The sequence below is a fragment of the Allobosea sp. GW823-FHT01F03 genome (assembly GCF_058798075.1).
The window spans coordinates 3,973,156-3,989,264 of the sequence record NZ_CM179505.1 but is presented as its reverse complement, the minus strand read 5'-3'; the positions used below and the strand labels follow the sequence as shown (position 1 = coordinate 3,989,264).

Sequence of the window (16,109 nt, the reverse complement as noted above, 5' to 3'; positions counted from 1 at the left end):
GCACTGCCACCCCCGACTTTCGAATTTCAGCTCCAGGAAGGAATGACCCATGATTCTGGGAACGATCCGTCACGCCCTGTTGGGCACCGCCTTGGCCGCCGGCGTCTCGCTCGCGGCGCTCGCCATCGCCGTCAACGGCTCCGACAAGGCACAGGGCGATACTGCGCCGGCCGCGCCGCCGCCGACTCCGGTGTCCGTCGCCCTCGTCGAGCAGCGCGATCTCGTCAGCTGGGCCGAGTTCTCCGGCCGGCTCGAGGCGATCGAGCGCGTCGAGATCCGTTCGCGCGTCTCCGGCGTCGTCGAGCAGGTGCATTTCGCCCAGGGCGCGCTGGTCAAGCAGGGTGACCTGCTCGTCAGCATCGACCAGGCGCCGTACCAGGCCGAGTTCGAGCGCGCGCAGGCGCAGCTTCTCGCCGCCGAAGCCCGTGTCGCCCTCGCGGCCAACGAGCATGAGCGCGGCCAGAAGCTGATGTCGTCGCAGAACGTCTCGCAGCGCGATCTCGACACGCGGCTGAACGCGCTGCGCGAGGCGCAGGCAAACGAGCGCGCCGCCCGCGCCGCTTTGCAATCGGCGCGGCTCAACCTCGACTACACCCAGATCCGCGCCCCGATCGGCGGCCGCATCGGCCGGCTAGAGGTCACCGTCGGTAACCTCGTCGCCGCCGGCGCCAATGCGCCGCTGCTGACCACCCTGGTCTCGGTCGATCCGGTCTATGCCGGCTTCAATGCCGATGAAGGCTCGCTCCTCAGGGCACTGGCGACCTTGCCGGTCGAGCCCGGCAAGGCCCGCGACCTCAAGCGCATCCCGGTGCAGATGACGACCGCGGTCAACGAGGCCGCACCGGTCTCCGGCCATCTCAACTTCGTCGACAACGGCGTCGACGCGGCGACCGGCACGGTCCGCGTTCGGGCGATCTTCGACAATGCCGATGGCGCGCTGCTGCCGGGCCAGTTCGTGCGCCTGCGCATGGGTCAGGCCAGGAGCGAGCCGGCGCTGGTGATCAACGAGCGCGCCGTCGGCACCGACCAGAACAAGAAGTTCGTCTTCGTGGTCGGCAAGGATCACAAGGCGGCCTGGCGCGAGGTCACGCTCGGCGCCGCGGCCGAAGGCCTGCGCATCGTCACCAGCGGGCTCGAAGCCGGCGAGCAGATCGTCGTCAACGGCCTGCAGCGCATCCGGCCCGGCGCGAGCGTTGCCCCCGAGCAGGTGCCGATGGCCGAGCGCTCCGAATTGAAGAAGCCCAGGACCGAGCTCGCGCAACGCTGAGGCTCCGCCGTCACGGTCGGGCTTGTCCCGACCATCCACGTCTTCGCCTCGCCGATCGAGCGCGGTGCCCAAGACGTGGATGCTCGCCACAAGGGCGAGCATGACGGGTGGAGCGATACTCCCCGTTTTCCGCCCCGCCGGCCGCTTCGGGACCGGCGGGGAAGCCGCCTTGAAGGGGCACCCCCATGAACCTCTCGAAGTTCTTCATCGACCGGCCGATCTTCGCCGGCGTCCTCTCCGTCCTCATCCTGATCGCCGGCCTGCTCTCGCTGCGCGTGCTGCCGATCTCGGAATATCCCGAGGTCGTGCCGCCGACCGTGGTGGTGCGGGCCCAGTATCCCGGCGCCAATCCGCGCGTCATCGCCGAGACCGTGGCGACGCCGATCGAGGAGCAGATCAACGGCGTCGAGGGCATGCTGTACATGTCGAGCCAGGCGACGACCGACGGCGTGATGACGCTGAACGTCACCTTCCGCCTCGGCACCGACCCGGACAAGGCCCAGCAGCTGGTCCAGAACCGCGTCTCCCAGGCGGAGCCACGCCTGCCGGAGGAGGTGCGCCGGCTCGGCGTCACCACCATCAAGAGCTCGCCCGACCTGACGATGGTGGTGCACATCACCTCGCCGAACGGCCGCTACGACATGACCTATCTGCGCAATTACGCCGTCCTCAACGTCAAGGACCGGCTGGCGCGCATCGACGGCGTCGGCCAGGTCCAGCTCTTCGGTTCGGGCGATTATTCGATGCGCGTCTGGCTCGACCCGCAGAAGGTCGCCGAGCACGGGCTCTCGCCCTCCGACATCGTCCGCGAGATCCGCGCCCAGAACGTCCAGGCCGCGGCCGGCGTCATCGGCGCCTCGCCGAGCGGGCCGGGGCTCGATCTGCAGCTCTCGGTCAACGTCCAAGGCCGCCTCGCCAGCGAGGAGGAGTTCGGCGAGATCATCGTCAAGACCGCCCCGAGCGGCGCCGTCGTGCGCCTGAAGGACGTCACGCGCATCGAGCTCGGTGCCGCCGAATACGCGCTGCGCTCGCTGCTCAATGGCAAGTCGGCCGTCGCCGTGCCGGTCTTCCAGGCGCCGAACTCGAACGCCATCGCCATCGCCGACCAGGTCCAGGCGACGATGCGCGAGATCAAGCAGAACATGCCGGAAGGCGTCGACTACTCGATCGTCTACGACACCACCCAGTTCGTCCGCGCCTCGATCAAGGCGGTGATCACCACGCTGCTCGAGGCGGTGGCGCTGGTCGTGCTGGTCGTCATCGTCTTCCTGCAGACCTGGCGCGCCTCGATCATCCCGCTCGCCGCCGTGCCGGTCTCGGTCGTCGGCACCTTCGCGGTGATGTATCTCTTCGGCTTCTCGATCAACGCGCTCTCGCTGTTCGGCCTCGTCCTGGCGATCGGCATCGTCGTCGACGACGCCATCGTCGTGGTCGAGAATGTCGAGCGCAATATCGAGAACGGGCTTTCGCCGCGCCAGGCGACCTATAAGGCGATGCGCGAGGTCTCAGGCCCGATCATCGCGATCGCGCTCGTCCTCGTCGCTGTCTTCGTGCCGCTCGCCTTCATCTCGGGCCTGACCGGCCAGTTCTACCGCCAGTTCGCACTCACCATCGCGATCTCGACGGTGATCTCGGCGATCAACTCGCTGACCCTCTCGCCGGCGCTCGCCGCGCTGCTCCTGCGCGGGCACGACGCCCCCAAGGACGCGCTGACCCGCTTCATGGACAAGCTGTTCGGCTGGTTCTTCCGCGGCTTCAATCGCTTCTTCAACCGTTCCTCCGAGGCCTATGGCCGCGGCGTCACCCGCATCCTCGGCCGCAAGACGCTGATGATCGTGATCTATGTCGGCCTCGTCGCGTTGACCGGCGTGCTCTTCCGCGCCGTTCCCAGTGGCTTCGTGCCGGGCCAGGACAAGCAGTACCTCGTCGGCTTCGCCCAGCTCCCCGACGCGGCGACGCTCGACCGTACCGAGGACGTCATCCGCAAGATGGACGAGATCGCGCTGAAGCATCCCGGCGTCGAGAACGCGATCTCCTTCCCCGGCCTGTCGATCAACGGCTTCACCAACTCGTCGAACGCCGGCATCGTCTTCGTCGGCCTGAAGCCCTTCGACCAGCGCAAGGACCCGTCGCTCTCGGGCAACGCCATCGCCATGCAGCTCAACAAGGAGTTTGCCGGCATCAAGGAGGCGTTCATCGCGATGTTCCCGCCGCCGCCCGTCCAGGGCCTCGGCACCATCGGTGGCTTCAAGCTGCAGATCGAGGACCGCGCCGGCCTCGGCTACAAGGCGCTCGACGAGGCGACCAAGGCCTTCATGGCCAGGGCCGCCGCGGCGCCCGAGCTCGCCGGCATGTTCTCGAGCTTCCAGGTCAGCGTGCCGCAGCTCTATGCCGATATCGACCGCACCAAGGCGCGCCAGCTCGGCGTCCCCGTCACCGATGTCTTCGAGACCCTGCAGATCTATCTGGGATCGTCCTATGTGAACGACTTCAACAAGTTCGGCCGCACCTACACCGTGCGCGTCCAGGCCGATGCGCCCTTCCGCGCCTATCAGGAGGATATCGGCAAGCTCAAGGTCCGCGCGAACTCGGGCGAGATGGTGCCGCTCTCGGCCGTGCTCAATGTGCGCACCGATGCCGGCCCCGAACGGGCGATGCGCTATAACGGCTTCCTCAGCGCCGACATCAATGCCGGCCCGGCCCCGGGCTACTCCTCGGGCCAGGCGCAGGACGCCGTCACCCGCATCGCCGCCGAGACCCTGCCCAAGGGTTTCGCCTTCGAATGGACCGAGCTGACCTATCAGGAGATCCTGGCCGGCAATTCCGCCATCCTGGTCTTCCCGGTCGCGATCCTGCTCGTCTTCCTGGTGCTGGCGGCGCAGTATGAGAGCCTGACCCTGCCGGTCGCGATCCTCCTGATCATCCCGATGGGCCTGCTCGCGGCGCTGGCCGGCGTCTGGTGGAGCGGCGGCGACAACAACGTCTTCACCCAGATCGGCCTCGTCGTCCTGGTCGGACTATCGGCCAAGAACGCCATCCTGATCGTCGAATTCGCGCGCGAACTCGAATTCGAGGGCCGCACGCCGGTCGAGGCCGCGATCGAGGCCAGCCGCCTGCGCCTGCGGCCGATCCTGATGACCTCGCTCGCCTTCGTCATGGGCGTGGTACCGCTGGTGCTCTCGACCGGAGCGGGCGCCGAGATGCGCCAGGCCATGGGCATCGCGGTCTTCGCCGGCATGATCGGCGTCACCGCCTTCGGCATCTTCCTGACGCCGGTCTTCTACGTGCTGATGCGCAAGCTGTCGGGCAACAAGCCGCTCAGGCAGCATGGGGTGGAGGGGAGGGAGCACCTCGCCGAGGCGGCGTGAAGTATGCGCCGTTATTCCAACTCGTCATGCTCGCCCTTGTGGCGAGCATCCACGTCTTGAACACCGCATTGCATTAGGGAAGACGTGGATGGTCGGGACAAGCCCGACCATGACGGAAAGCGCGGTCCTTGCCACGGAGGGTTTGGGTGTCACCCTCCTCGTTATCCGAAAAATCTAGGCGCTAGTTAAGTACGCAGGCAGGCAACAATGAATTCAGCCAAGCTGTCCCACATCGATGCCAGATGTTCTGGTGAAGGTGCGAAATTTGGCGAGTGTACATAGCGGTTCATGGTGTCAGCAGATACAAGTTGATCTAACTGTTGAAATTTCTTGATCATTCCGAGTTGCTTGTCGTCAATATGACCTCCGACGTGAAGATGATTTGCGCATTTCAACGCCCTCGCAGCGAGTTTGTCCCCGTCGTACACAGGCACCGGGCCTTGTTTGACGCAGTTTTCAATCGCCATCTCTAGAAGGACCCTTAGCAGAACCGAGATCGCATTCGGTTGCCGCTTAAGTTCCAGTCGAAATTGGAGTTCCTCCCAGATTTGGTGGTGACGTTGGAGTCTGCCCGGCCAAACAATTCCATAGTCAGTGTGCGGAATTAGGGTCGCCCTTTGACTTGGATTTGCTGCGACCGCCGGGCGAGATAGCTGGATTTTGCTGGATTTAGGCGCCGTTGCGGCACGTGTGAGCGCATTAACTGCCGACGGCAAAACCCCTTCGCGCTCAAGCTTGTCTAGATAGCTCCGCTTACCATCAACATCCCAAATGTCGCCCAGTACGAGCTCGCGAGCGGCAAGGTCTTGGGCTACATGAGCTATTGCTCGCATCGAGATATTCTCGTCGTGCGTAAACTCAAATTTCCCTCTGCTGACACTAAAGCCGAGGCGATTGCGAAATGGCTCCGCTGACAGAAGGCGGTTCATGGTTGAACGAGGTATCTTGCGACGCGTGGGTAGCATATTTGCTTCTTGGAGACGCCGTTCGATTTCGTCAGCTACGTTTAGACCTCCGCCTTTTCCAGTGCGCGCAACGAAGATGGACTTCATGCGGTCATCCCACATGCTCTGGCCAACTCCGCCTTGCACACCCGTATGCCGCCGATAGAGAATTTCGTCGACCCGGTCTCGATCAGTTTCAACTTGGCAGTCGACTTTGCTAATAGGTGCGCCGGCCCATTGGCGACTAAGATCCTCAAAGTACGTTTGAAGCTGAGTGGTAGGTGCTCGACGTGGGTTTTCCAGGAGTTTGAGGCAGGTCACACGCCGGTTGCCGTCGAAGACGAGAAACTTGGAACCTTCGGGCGTCACGAGCGGCATTTCATAGAGCTGATTAGTGGTAACGATATCCTTGGCCAAACTCCGCATATGCTGTTCACGTTCATTGAACAGCCACGCAATGGCCGCAGTTTCGTTCTCCAGCTCGCCATGCCGGTCGTTCGCCCTGTTCACTACCAAAGCATCGAGTGGAATCTTGCGCGTAGCCATAGGTCCCCCCTACGTCGTGGCTACCACTTCTGCTTGCGCAAAAACAATGTGTGTTCCGTTTAGGCCGCAATAGAGCAACTCAAAGGAGACAGGCCAGCGGCTTATCATTGAAGACCCTGCCGACACCGAGCCCCTGCATCACCCAACCTGCGACAACAACCCGTCGCGCCTTCGTGCATGGCGGGGCTCTCGTCGTCCGCGCTACAACGGCACGTCGCCTCGGCCATCGCCCTGTAACACTGGCCGATTACGTGGAGGGAAGGGGACCAGCCGGTCTCGTGCGGGATGATGCGGATGCTCGGGCGCGAATGCGACAGCGACGATGCGCAGCGGCTGCGAGGCTACGTAGCCTCTCCGGCGACGGCGCTGATGCCCGAGCGCGGCGGGAGGGCAGCCGGCATCGCATCGAGACAAGTCAGGGCTGTCGCGGCAGGCGTCCTGATCGCCGGCGCGCTCGCTTGCGCCGCCCCCTCGGCCGCCTCGGCGCGCGAGCTGCGCCTTCGCTACGATGTCACGGTGCTGGGCGGAGTCTCGCTCGGCGAGATCGAAATGACGGCGATGCTCGATCGCGCCGGCTATCGTATCGCAGTCAGCACGCGCCCCTCCCGGGCGGCTCAGCTCGTCGGGGCGGCCGAGCAATCCGGCAGGGTGGAAGGCCGCTGGGGCCGCAACGGTCCCGAGCCGCGGCTCTACAGCGCCAACGGCTCCTGGCGCGGCCGCACCTATGTCAGCGAATTGCACTATCCGCGCGGCGCGCCGACGATCCGGCGGCAGGAGCCGTCGAACGAGGACCGCGAGGCCGTCCCGCCCGAACTGATCCGCGGCACGGTCGACTCGCTCTCCGGCGTCGCCGGGATGCTCAAGAAGGTGGCGGAGACGGAAAGCTGCGACGGCTCGACGGCGATCTATGACGGCCGCCGCCGTTCGGTCGCGGTCATGACCTCGTCGGCGATGGTGCAACTGAGCGGCCAGGGCTCCTTGAATGGCCGCGCGCTGAACTGCGGCTTCACCGTCCGGACCATCGCCGGCTTCCGGCACGAGGACGATCGCGAAGTCGCGATGCGGCCGCTCAAGGGCTCGGTCCTGATCGCGCTGCGCGAGGGCGGCGCCTTTCCGCTGCCCCTGCGCTTCGAGGTCGAGACGCGCTGGTTCGGCACGGTCGCGGTCCAGCTCGCCGGACCGCCTGTCGCGGCCGAGTGATCGCTTGCGACCTGCCCAACTCCTTCCCCTGAGGCCGCCCCGGCTCTTGCCGGGCAACCGCCCGGCCTGCGCCGAGGCCCCCGAAGACGCGGGGCCGCCCCGAGAAATCGGGGGGCAGCCACGGCTTCGGTTTTCGGTCTAGGCTGGGGCGATGGCGGCCTTGCGAGGGGTGAGGCGTCCGGCCGACAGCCCTGGGGAGTGCTCGCGATGGAACTGCGCTGCGTCGATTGCGCGACGGCTTATCCGCCGGTGCTGCTCTATCGCTGCAAGGCCTGCGGCGGCATTCTGGAGACCGTCGGCGATGACGGAACGGAGCGGGTCTCGCTCGGCGAGAGCGTCACGCCGCTGCTCCGGGCCCACCGGATCGAGGCGGCGCTGCCGGGCTTTTCGGGCGAGATCTGGCTGAAGGACGAGACCCGCAACCCGTCCGGCTCGTTCAAGGATCGTCTCGTCGCCAGTGCCATGGGCCGGGCGCTCGCGCTCGGCGTCCGCAAGGTGGTCTGCGCCTCCTCGGGCAATGCCGGGGCGGCGACCGCCGCCTATGCGGCGCGCGCCGGCATTCCGGCAGTGATCATCGTGCCGGCGCATACGCCGCTCGGCAAGGTGACGCAGATCGCGGCCTATGGCGCGCTCCTGCTCCTGGTCGAGGGGCATTACAGCCGCTCCTATGATCTCGCGCTCGCTCTCGCCGAGCGGCACGGCTTTGCCAACCTGACCACCACCTTCATCAACCCCTATGCCGTGGCCGGCCTCACCGCCGTCGGCACCGAGCTGGTCGAGCAGCTCGGCGGCGCGCCCAGTCATGTGCTGGTGCCGACCGGCAGCGGCCCGCTGGTCAAGGGTGTCTGGCAAGGCATCGCCGATGCCGGCGCCACGACCCGGCTGATCGCCGTGCAGGCGCAGGGCTGCGCGCCGATCGTGCAGGCCTTCGATTCCGGCGCCGAAGAGGTCGCCGCCTGGGGCATGCCGCAGACCATCGCCTCGGGGATCAGCGACCCGCTGATCGGCTATGAGCGCGACGGCACCTATACGCTGAAGCTGGTCCGCCGGAGTGGCGGCCGGGCGATCGCCGTCAGCGACGACGAATTGCGCGCGGCGATGCAGCGCCTCGCCCGCAGCGAAGGCGTCTATGCCGAGCCGACCGGGGCGAGTCCGATCGCGGCGCTGCCGCGTCTGTTGGCGGAAGGCGATCTGCCCCCCGGCTCGCGCGTCGTCTGCATGGTGACGGGACATGGTTTCAAGGACGGCAAGGTCTATCAGGAGATGCCGGTCCGGACCCATGAGGTCGACGATCCCGGCGACGTGGCTGCGGTAGCCGAACTCTGCGAGCGCGCGCTCGCACTGGCCTGAGTTTGGCCGGAAATTCCTCAGCGTCAAGCCGCATTATCTGGCTTTGCAGCGGCTCGATTTCTTGCAAACCTTGTCGTGCCGCGAGCTTGCGCCTGCAGGGAACAAGAGAAAAGGGGATACGCGATGGGCATGCATGACGACAGCGTTTCGAACGGCGCCGCGACCCCGAAAGAGGAGGCAGCCCTGACCCTGGAGCGACGCAGCCTGTTCGGTCTCGGCCTCGCCGGCGCGGCGATCGGCGCGGCGGCGAGCGGCTTGCTGACACCGAACGCGGCGCAGGCCCAGACCGCAGCCAAGAGCAAGCTCCACATCATCAAGGAGCGCGGCAAGCTGATCGTCGGCACCGGCAGCACCAACCCGCCCTGGCACTTCCAGGACGCCAGCGGCAAGCTGGTCGGCATGGATATCGATCTTGCCCGGCTCCTGGCCAAGGGCCTGTTCGACGATTACGAGAAGGTCGAGTTCGTGCTGCAGGGCTCGGATGCCCGCATCCCCAGCCTCGTCACCGACAAGGTCGACATCGTCGTGCAATGGATGACGGTGACGCCCGGCCGAGCCCAGCAGGTCGACTTCACCTTCCCCTATTACCGCGAGGGCGTCGGCCTGTTGATGCTGGCCCGGGGCGGCAAGTTCAAGAACTATGAGGAGCTGAAGGCGGCCGGCAAGGACGTCACCGTCGGCGGCATGCAGAACGTCTTCCTGGAAGAATGGATCCGCAAGGCTCTGCCGCAGGCCAAGGTCGACGCCTTCGACAGCCCGGACGCGGCGATGCAGGCGCTCAATGCCCGCCGCATCGACGCCTCGATGCAGGACCAGTCGGCGATGCGCTGGCTGATGCAGCAGGCGCCCGGCCGCTTCGTCGATTCCGGCTTCGGCTGGATGCCGAACTCCTATGCCTCGGCGGTCAAGCCGGGTGACCCGATCTGGCTGAACTGGGTCAACACCGTCTACAAGGAGGCGATGATGGGCGTCGATTTCGACTATTTCGCCGCCTCCTACAAGAAGTGGTTCGGCATCGAGCTGCCGATCCCGAAGGTCGGCTTCCCGCAGGAATTCGCCTGATCCCGCATTCGCCTGAGCGCAACGTGGCGCTGGCGGGCCGGACATCCGGCCCGCCGCTTTCGGGACCTTCGCGACTGCCATGATCGACTACCATTTCGACTGGTCCGTCATCGCGCGGAACTGGGACAAGCTGATCGACGCCCTGCTGCTCGGGCTCTGGCTGGCGGTGATCTCGCTGGCGATCGGCTGCATCATCGGCATCCTGACGGCCTATGCCCGGCTTTCCGGCAAGAAATGGCTTTCGGTGCCGGTCTGGGCCTATGTCGAGTTCATCCGCTGCACGCCGCTGCTGCTGCTGATCTTCTTCCTCTATTTCGGCCTGCCGGAATTCGACATCACCTTCCTGGACAAGACCGAAAGCTTCGTGCTCTCGCTCTCGCTCTATGCCGGCGCCTATATGTCCGAGGTCTTCCGCGCCGGCCTCTCCTCCATCCCCAAGCAATATGTCGAGGCGGCCAAGGCGATCGGCCTGCGGCCCTGGCAGCGCCAGGCCTATGTCGTGCTGCCGGTGATGTTCCGGATCACTCTGCCGGCGGTCAGCAACAACCTGATCTCGCTGTTCAAGGACACGTCGCTCGCGGCGGCGATCGCGGTGCCGGAGCTGACCTTCATCGCCAGGCAGATCAACGCCAACACCTTCCGGGTCATGGAGGTCTGGCTGACGGCGAGCGCGCTCTATCTCGCCACCGCCTATCTCATCGCCATCTTGCTGCGCCAGGTCGAGCGCCGCTACGCCTCGATCCGCTAGGGAGCCGGCGATGGATTTCTCGATGGCACCCGGCACTTTCTGGTTCGAGGCCTGGCAGGCCCGCGCCTCGCTGCTCTCCGGGCTCGGCGTCACCCTGCTGAGCTCGGCGCTGAGCATCGTCATGGCGACCTTCTGCGGCATCCTGCTGGGCGTCGCGCTCTCCTATGGCTGGTGGTGGCTGAAGCTGCTGGCGCGGCTCTATGTCGATCTGATGCGCGGCATCCCGGTGCTCGTGCTGATCCTGTTCACCTATTACGGCCTCGCCCTGTTCGGCGTGAATGTCGCTGCCTTCTGGGCCGGGGTGATCGCGCTCGGCGCCTTCGCCACCGCCCATGTCGCCGAGAACTTCCGCGGCGCGGTCGAATCCGTGCCGGCCGGGCAGATGGAAGCCGCCAAGGCGATCGGCCTGACCTTCGGAAGGCGGCTGTATTACGTGATCCTGCCGCAGGCCTTCCGGCGCATGCTGCCGCCCTGGGTCAATACCGGGCTCGAGATCGTCAAGGGCACGACGCTGCTCTCGATCATCGGCGTCGTCGAGTTGCTGCTCTCGGCCCAGCAGCAGATGGCGCGCAACTACATGATCGTCGAGTTCTACATGCTGACCGTGGTTCTCTACCTGATCATCAACTTCACGCTGGCGCAGCTCGGCGCGCTGCTGGAACGCAAGACCTCCTATCTGCGCTACTGAGCATGGCGTCGCGTGGTGCCAGCTCCGAAGCGCGTGGAACGAACCGAACGGGATGCGACTGCCGATGACCGAGCCAGCCCTGCTCCAGGCCACCAATGTCCGCAAGCATTTCGGCGAGATCGAAGTGCTGAAGGGGATCGACCTCACCGTCAAACAGGGGCAGGTCGTCTCGCTGATCGGTGCGTCCGGCTCGGGCAAGACCACCTTCCTGCGCTGCGTCAACCTGCTGGAAGAGCACGATGGCGGCGAGATCCTGCTCGATGGTGACCCGATCGGCTATCGCATGGTCGGCGGCACCCGCAAGCGTCTGAGCGAGACGAAGATCTCGGCCCAGCGCGCCCGCATCGGCATGGTGTTCCAGCAATTCAACCTGTTCCCGCACCTGACCGCCGGCCAGAACGTCATGCTCGGCCTGACCAAGGTCCAGGGCAAGAGTGCCGCCGAGGCGAAGGAGATCGCCGAGCACTGGCTCGGCCGCGTCGGCCTCGCCGAGCGCCGCGACCACTATCCCTACCAGCTCTCGGGCGGCCAGCAGCAGCGCGTCGCGATCGCTCGTGCGGTCGCCATGCAGCCGCGCCTCCTGCTCTTCGACGAGGTCACCTCGGCGCTCGACCCGGAGCTGGTGGCGGAGGTGCTCGGCGTGATGCAGGCGCTCGCCGAGTCCGGCATGACCATGCTGCTGGTCAGCCACGAAATGCTCTTCGTCCGCGAGGTCTCGCACCACGTCCTGTTCCTCGACCAGGGCCGCGTCGCGCAGGAGGGCCGCCCCTCCGAGGTCTTCGACAATCCGGAAAGCGAGCGCCTGCGCAGCTTCCTCGGGCGCTTCCACGGCATTTTCAGCCGCTGAGGCGGCTCTGGGGCAGGGGCTTTCCGGATTCGATAGCCTCCTCCCGCAGAGTCATCCCGGACGCAGCGAAGCGGAGATCCGGGATCCATGCCGGAGCCGCTCTCGGAGAGGTTCAGGCATGGATCCCGGGGCGCCCTTCGGCCGCCCGGGATGACACCGACAGTTCGTGCGGGTGTCGTTCAGCCAGTCTTCACATGCGGCCGCAGCACGCCCTGTTCGTCGAAGGTGCTGCGGTTGCTTTCCCTGCGCTTCTTGATCTCGCTCCGCGCCACGGTGCGCAGATGCACCTCGTCCGGCCCGTCGATGAAGCGCAGCGCCCGGCCCCAGGAGTAGATGAAGGCCAGCGGCGTGTCGTTGGAGAGCCCGCCGGCTCCGAAGACCTGCATCGCCCGGTCGGCGATCTTGGTCTGCAGCCGCGCCGCGACGACCTTGATCGCCGAGACCTCGGTGCGGGCGGCCTTGTTGCCGTATTTATCCATCATCCAGGCGGCGCGCAGGCAGAGCAGGCGGGCCTGATCTATCTCCATGCGTCCTTCGGCGATCCAGTCCTGGACATTGGCGTAGTCGGAAAGATGCCGGCCGAAAGCCTTCCGGTCGAGAGCGCGTTCGATCATCAGTTCGAGCGCGACCTCGCATTGGCCGATGGTGCGCATGCAATGGTGGATGCGCCCCGGCCCGAGGCGCGCCTGAGCGAGCGCGAAGCCTGCCCCTTCCTCGCCGAGCAGGTTCGCGGCCGGCACCCGGACATTGTTGAAGTCGGTCTCGGTATGGCCTTCGATCGAATAGTGGTTCAGCAGCGGCAGGTTGCGCATCACGGTGAGGCCCGGCGCGTCCATCGGCACGATGATCATGCTGTGGCGCTTGTGGGGATCGGCGTCGGGCGCCGTGTCGGACAGGCCCATGACGATGCAGAGCTTCGCCTTCGGGTGCAGTGCGCCGGTCGTCCACCATTTGCGGCCGTTGATGACGTAGTCGTCGCCGTCGCGGATGATCGTGGTCTGCAGATTGGTCGGGTCGGAGGAAGCGACACCCGGCTCGGTGATCCCGACGCAGGAGCGGATCTCGCCGTTGAGCAGCGGGTTCAGCCAGCGTTCGCGCTGTTCCGGCGTCGCGAACATGTGCAGGATTTCCATGTTCCCGGTGTCGGGGGCGTTGCAGTTGAACACCTCCGAGGACCAGAAGATCCGGCCCATGATCTCGGCCAGCGGCGCATATTCGAGATTGCTGAGCCGCGTGCCCGGTTCGCCTTGCTTCAGCGCCGGCAGGAACAGGTTCCAGAGCCCGGCCTCCTTCGCTCGCGCCTTCAGCCCGTCGACCAGTGCGGTCGGATAGCGCCCGGCCTCGACTTCATGCTTCCAGGCGGCGTCGGCCGGCTGGATATGGGCGTCCATGAAGTCCTGCAGCTTCGCGCGCAGCTCCTCGACCCTGGCCGAATAAGCGAAATCCATGGTGCTCTCCTCAATCCCAATGCGTCATGCTCGGGCTTGACCCGAGCATCTCAGGCCGGAAGAGGAGCCATTCAGCGCCTTCTCGTCCGGTGATTCTCGGGTCTGCGCTTCGCTCCGTCCGAGAATGACAACAAGAACGAACCTAGACGTCATTGCGCTCGATCACGCTCGCGGCACGCTGCGCGAAGCTCGCCGCCATCGCGCCGACCGCGACGGCGTTCTCGGCCGCGGCGTTTCCGGTCTTCGCCCGCGCCGCGATGCCGTCGAGGATGACGGCGAAGCGGAACAGCGAGAAGGCGATGTGGAAGCGGCCCGGTCCCTGCGTCCGGCCGGCGGCGGCGCAATAGCGGTCGATGTATTCGGCTTGCGTTGGTATGCCGAGCGCCTCCCGGTCGAGCCCGACGATGCCGGCATACATCTCCGGTGTCGAATGCCAGGGCAGGCAGGAGAAGGCGACGTCGGAAAGCGGGTGGCCGAGCGTCGAGAGTTCCCAGTCGAGCACGGCGACGACCTTCGGCTCCGTGGGCGCGAACATCAGATTCCCTAGGCGGAAATCGCCATGGACGATGGTGGTGTCCGGCGTCTCGTCGAGATGGGCGCCGAGCCAGTCGATGGCGCGGTCGATCGCCGGGATGTCCTGCGTCTTGGTTTCGCGCCATTGCCGGCCCCAGCGCGCCAGCTGGCGGGCATAGTAGTTGCCCGGCTTGCCGAAATCGGCGAGGCCGGCGCCTTGCCAGTCGAAGCCATGCAGCGCGGCCAGTGTCTCGGCCATGGCGAAATACATCGCCCGGCGATCCGTCGGCGCGATGCCGGGCAGGGCGGTCTCGTGGAAGACGCGGCCCTCCAGCCGCTCCATCAAATAGAACGGCGTGCCGACGACATCCTCCGGCTCGTGCAGCAGCAAGACCGGCGGCACCGGCACAGCCGAGCCGGCGAGCGCCTTCAGGATGCGGTATTCGCGCTCGACCGCATGGGCCGAGGGCAGGAGCGGGCCGGGCGGCTTCTTGCGCAGGACGAGACGCGTGCCGGCCTCCGGATAGGAGGCGAAGAAGGTCGGGTTCGACTGCCCGCCGCTGATCCGCTCCAACTCCAGCCGGCCGGCGGCCCGGTCGGGCAAAGCGGAACGCAGGAACGCGTCGAGCCGGGTGGGGTCGAATTCGGGCGGAGCGGAGGCGGGGCCGGCTGACATGGCTGGCATATTCGGGGGGGCGCCGAGGAAGGTCAACGCGCAACGTCGCTCAGTCCGGCTCTCCGGTCTTGAGCCGCACCACCGAGACCGAGCAGAGCGCCTCGGCGACGACCTTGGTCGAGACGCTGCCGAGATGCCGGCGCACGGCCGAGGAGGAGCGGGCACCGACGACGATATGGTCGATGTCGTTGCGCTCGGCATGGCGCAGGATCGCATCGGCGGCGCTGACCGCTTCGATGACGTGATAGCTGACGCGTTCCTCCGGCAGGTGTAGCGGCCTTGCCCAGTCCTTCAGCGCCACCAGCCGCTTGATGTAGAGCGAACGGCCCTCGGCATCGACAGTCTTGGTCTCGCCGATGATCTCGGTGCGCAGCACGGTGATGCAGGCGAGCCAGGAATCCTCGCGTGCCGCGAGCAGCCGGCTGGTCTCGGCCAGGATCGCGCCGGCGAGTGGTCCTTCGCCCTCCGAAAGGTCGACCGCCGTCAGGATGATCGACGGGCCGGCCTTGCGCCGCACCTGTGTCGGCGCGCCGGTGATCTCCTGTTCGTCGCGCTTCTGGAACAGGGCGACGAGGCGCTGCCAGAGCCCGTGCGGCCGCACGCGGCGCCGGCGTGCCACCGTGACCTGCTCGGGATGGCGCAGGTCGAAGGCGAGCTTGCTCGCATCGGCATAGCGCCGGCCGCGATCGACCTCGAGGCAGCGCCGGACGATCTCCTCGAGCCAGGCCGGCGTCTCGGCATTGATGCTCCCGAGCGGCTTCGGGGCGTGGTAGAGGCGGCGCTTCATGCCGGCCACGCTCTGCGGCCGGCCGAAAGGCTCCTCTCCCGAAGCCATCTGATAGAGCAGGCAGCCCAGCGCGAAGAGGTCGCTCGCCGGGTCGGAGCGGTCTCCCAGCACCTGCTCGGGCGCCATATAGGCGGCCGTGCCCATCGGCATCGTGCTTTCGGCGCCGAGCAGGTCCGGCAGCTCGACATGATGCGCCAGTCCGAAATCGAGCAGCACTGCCCGGTTCCCGACCATCATCACGTTCTCAGGCTTGAGATCGAGATGGACCACGCCTTGCCGGTGGAGTTCGGCGAGGGCGACGGCGATCGCTTCGCCGATGCGCGCGGTCTCGGCGGCCGGCAGCGGCGCGCGGCGCATCGTCTCCGCCAGGCTCGTGCCGGCGACGAACTCCATCGCGATATAGGGCGTGCGGGCAAGATCGCCGGCGGCGACGAAGCGCGGCACATGCGGGCCGGCCAGCCGGCGATGGATCAGCGCCTCGGCTTCGTAGCCGAGGATCGCCGAGACGTCGTCGCCCGGGTGGAAGAAGGGGATCTTGAGCACCAGCGGCGCCGTCTCGTCCGGATGAGTGGCCCGCCAGAGCGTCGCCATGCCGCCGGCCTTCAGCCCTTCCGTCAGCGTGAAACCGTCTATCACTGTGCCGGCCTGCGGCTTCTCCATCCGGT

At 66.3% G+C, this 16,109-nt stretch carries 12 protein-coding genes; 8 read left to right on the top strand and 4 right to left on the bottom strand.

Annotated features, from left to right (window positions below):
* The first annotated feature begins 49 nt into the window (after positions 1-49).
* Both AC3RCC_RS19120 and AC3RCC_RS19115 read left to right on the top strand, forming a co-directional pair.
* The gene (locus AC3RCC_RS19120) at positions 50-1,267 is read left to right on the top strand and encodes an efflux RND transporter periplasmic adaptor subunit (RefSeq protein ID WP_492256253.1); all 1,218 of its coding nucleotides are present in this window, start codon (positions 50-52) and stop codon (positions 1,265-1,267) included.
* A 185-nt stretch (positions 1,268-1,452) separates the two neighbouring features.
* On the top strand, positions 1,453-4,635 hold the full coding sequence (locus AC3RCC_RS19115) for an efflux RND transporter permease subunit (RefSeq protein ID WP_492256252.1): 3,183 nt from the start codon (positions 1,453-1,455) through the stop codon (positions 4,633-4,635).
* Positions 4,636-4,820: 185 nt separating this feature from the next.
* Here AC3RCC_RS19115 and AC3RCC_RS19110 read toward each other — a convergent pair whose 3' ends face one another.
* Positions 4,821-6,125 (bottom strand): hypothetical protein, encoded by a 1,305-nt coding sequence (locus tag AC3RCC_RS19110; protein ID WP_492256251.1) that lies wholly within the window; start codon positions 6,123-6,125, stop codon positions 4,821-4,823.
* 294 nt (positions 6,126-6,419) lie between these two features.
* Here AC3RCC_RS19110 and AC3RCC_RS19105 point away from each other — a divergent pair, with 294 nt between their 5' ends.
* The 6 genes from AC3RCC_RS19105 to AC3RCC_RS19080 all read left to right on the top strand — a co-directional run bounded on the left by AC3RCC_RS19105 (position 6,420) and on the right by AC3RCC_RS19080 (position 12,020).
* On the top strand, positions 6,420-7,325 hold the full coding sequence (locus AC3RCC_RS19105; RefSeq protein WP_492256250.1) for a DUF3108 domain-containing protein: 906 nt from the start codon (positions 6,420-6,422) through the stop codon (positions 7,323-7,325).
* A 207-nt stretch (positions 7,326-7,532) separates the two neighbouring features.
* Positions 7,533-8,675, top strand: a complete 1,143-nt coding sequence (gene thrC / locus AC3RCC_RS19100; RefSeq protein ID WP_492256249.1) for a threonine synthase — start codon at positions 7,533-7,535, stop codon at positions 8,673-8,675.
* 129 nt (positions 8,676-8,804) lie between these two features.
* On the top strand, positions 8,805-9,737 hold the full coding sequence (locus tag AC3RCC_RS19095; RefSeq protein ID WP_291638256.1) for a transporter substrate-binding domain-containing protein: 933 nt from the start codon (positions 8,805-8,807) through the stop codon (positions 9,735-9,737).
* Positions 9,738-9,819: 82 nt separating this feature from the next.
* A complete protein-coding gene (locus tag AC3RCC_RS19090) occupies positions 9,820-10,485 on the top strand; it encodes an amino acid ABC transporter permease (RefSeq protein ID WP_291638294.1) in 666 nt (221 codons plus the stop codon).
* Positions 10,486-10,495: 10 nt separating this feature from the next.
* The gene (locus AC3RCC_RS19085) at positions 10,496-11,173 is read left to right on the top strand and encodes an amino acid ABC transporter permease (protein WP_492256248.1); all 678 of its coding nucleotides are present in this window, start codon (positions 10,496-10,498) and stop codon (positions 11,171-11,173) included.
* 64 nt (positions 11,174-11,237) lie between these two features.
* Complete coding sequence (locus AC3RCC_RS19080; RefSeq protein ID WP_291638258.1) at positions 11,238-12,020, top strand: amino acid ABC transporter ATP-binding protein; 783 nt, start codon at positions 11,238-11,240, stop codon at positions 12,018-12,020.
* A 179-nt stretch (positions 12,021-12,199) separates the two neighbouring features.
* Here AC3RCC_RS19080 and AC3RCC_RS19075 read toward each other — a convergent pair whose 3' ends face one another.
* The 3 genes from AC3RCC_RS19075 to AC3RCC_RS19065 all read right to left on the bottom strand — a co-directional run bounded on the left by AC3RCC_RS19075 (position 12,200) and on the right by AC3RCC_RS19065 (position 16,104).
* The gene (locus AC3RCC_RS19075; RefSeq protein ID WP_492256247.1) at positions 12,200-13,468 is read right to left on the bottom strand and encodes an acyl-CoA dehydrogenase family protein; all 1,269 of its coding nucleotides are present in this window, start codon (positions 13,466-13,468) and stop codon (positions 12,200-12,202) included.
* 142 nt (positions 13,469-13,610) lie between these two features.
* Complete coding sequence (locus AC3RCC_RS19070; RefSeq protein WP_492256246.1) at positions 13,611-14,657, bottom strand: phosphotransferase family protein; 1,047 nt, start codon at positions 14,655-14,657, stop codon at positions 13,611-13,613.
* A gap of 49 nt (positions 14,658-14,706) precedes the next feature.
* Positions 14,707-16,104: a bifunctional serine/threonine-protein kinase/universal stress protein gene (locus AC3RCC_RS19065; RefSeq protein WP_452118171.1), complete on the bottom strand. Its 1,398-nt coding sequence runs from the start codon at positions 16,102-16,104 to the stop codon at positions 14,707-14,709.
* Between the last annotated feature and the right edge of the window lie 5 nt (positions 16,105-16,109).

Coding starts and splice junctions, on each gene's coding strand:
- AC3RCC_RS19120 (WP_492256253.1), top strand. CDS start 50: ATGATTCTGGGAACGATCCGTCACGCCCTGTTGGGCACCGCCTTGGCC.
- AC3RCC_RS19115 (WP_492256252.1), top strand. CDS start 1,453: ATGAACCTCTCGAAGTTCTTCATCGACCGGCCGATCTTCGCCGGCGTC.
- AC3RCC_RS19110 (WP_492256251.1), bottom strand. CDS start 6,125: ATGGCTACGCGCAAGATTCCACTCGATGCTTTGGTAGTGAACAGGGCG.
- AC3RCC_RS19105 (WP_492256250.1), top strand. CDS start 6,420: ATGCTCGGGCGCGAATGCGACAGCGACGATGCGCAGCGGCTGCGAGGC.
- thrC (WP_492256249.1), top strand. CDS start 7,533: ATGGAACTGCGCTGCGTCGATTGCGCGACGGCTTATCCGCCGGTGCTG.
- AC3RCC_RS19095 (WP_291638256.1), top strand. CDS start 8,805: ATGCATGACGACAGCGTTTCGAACGGCGCCGCGACCCCGAAAGAGGAG.
- AC3RCC_RS19085 (WP_492256248.1), top strand. CDS start 10,496: ATGGATTTCTCGATGGCACCCGGCACTTTCTGGTTCGAGGCCTGGCAG.
- AC3RCC_RS19080 (WP_291638258.1), top strand. CDS start 11,238: ATGACCGAGCCAGCCCTGCTCCAGGCCACCAATGTCCGCAAGCATTTC.
- AC3RCC_RS19075 (WP_492256247.1), bottom strand. CDS start 13,468: ATGGATTTCGCTTATTCGGCCAGGGTCGAGGAGCTGCGCGCGAAGCTG.
- AC3RCC_RS19070 (WP_492256246.1), bottom strand. CDS start 14,657: ATGTCAGCCGGCCCCGCCTCCGCTCCGCCCGAATTCGACCCCACCCGG.
- AC3RCC_RS19065 (WP_452118171.1), bottom strand. CDS start 16,104: ATGGAGAAGCCGCAGGCCGGCACAGTGATAGACGGTTTCACGCTGACG.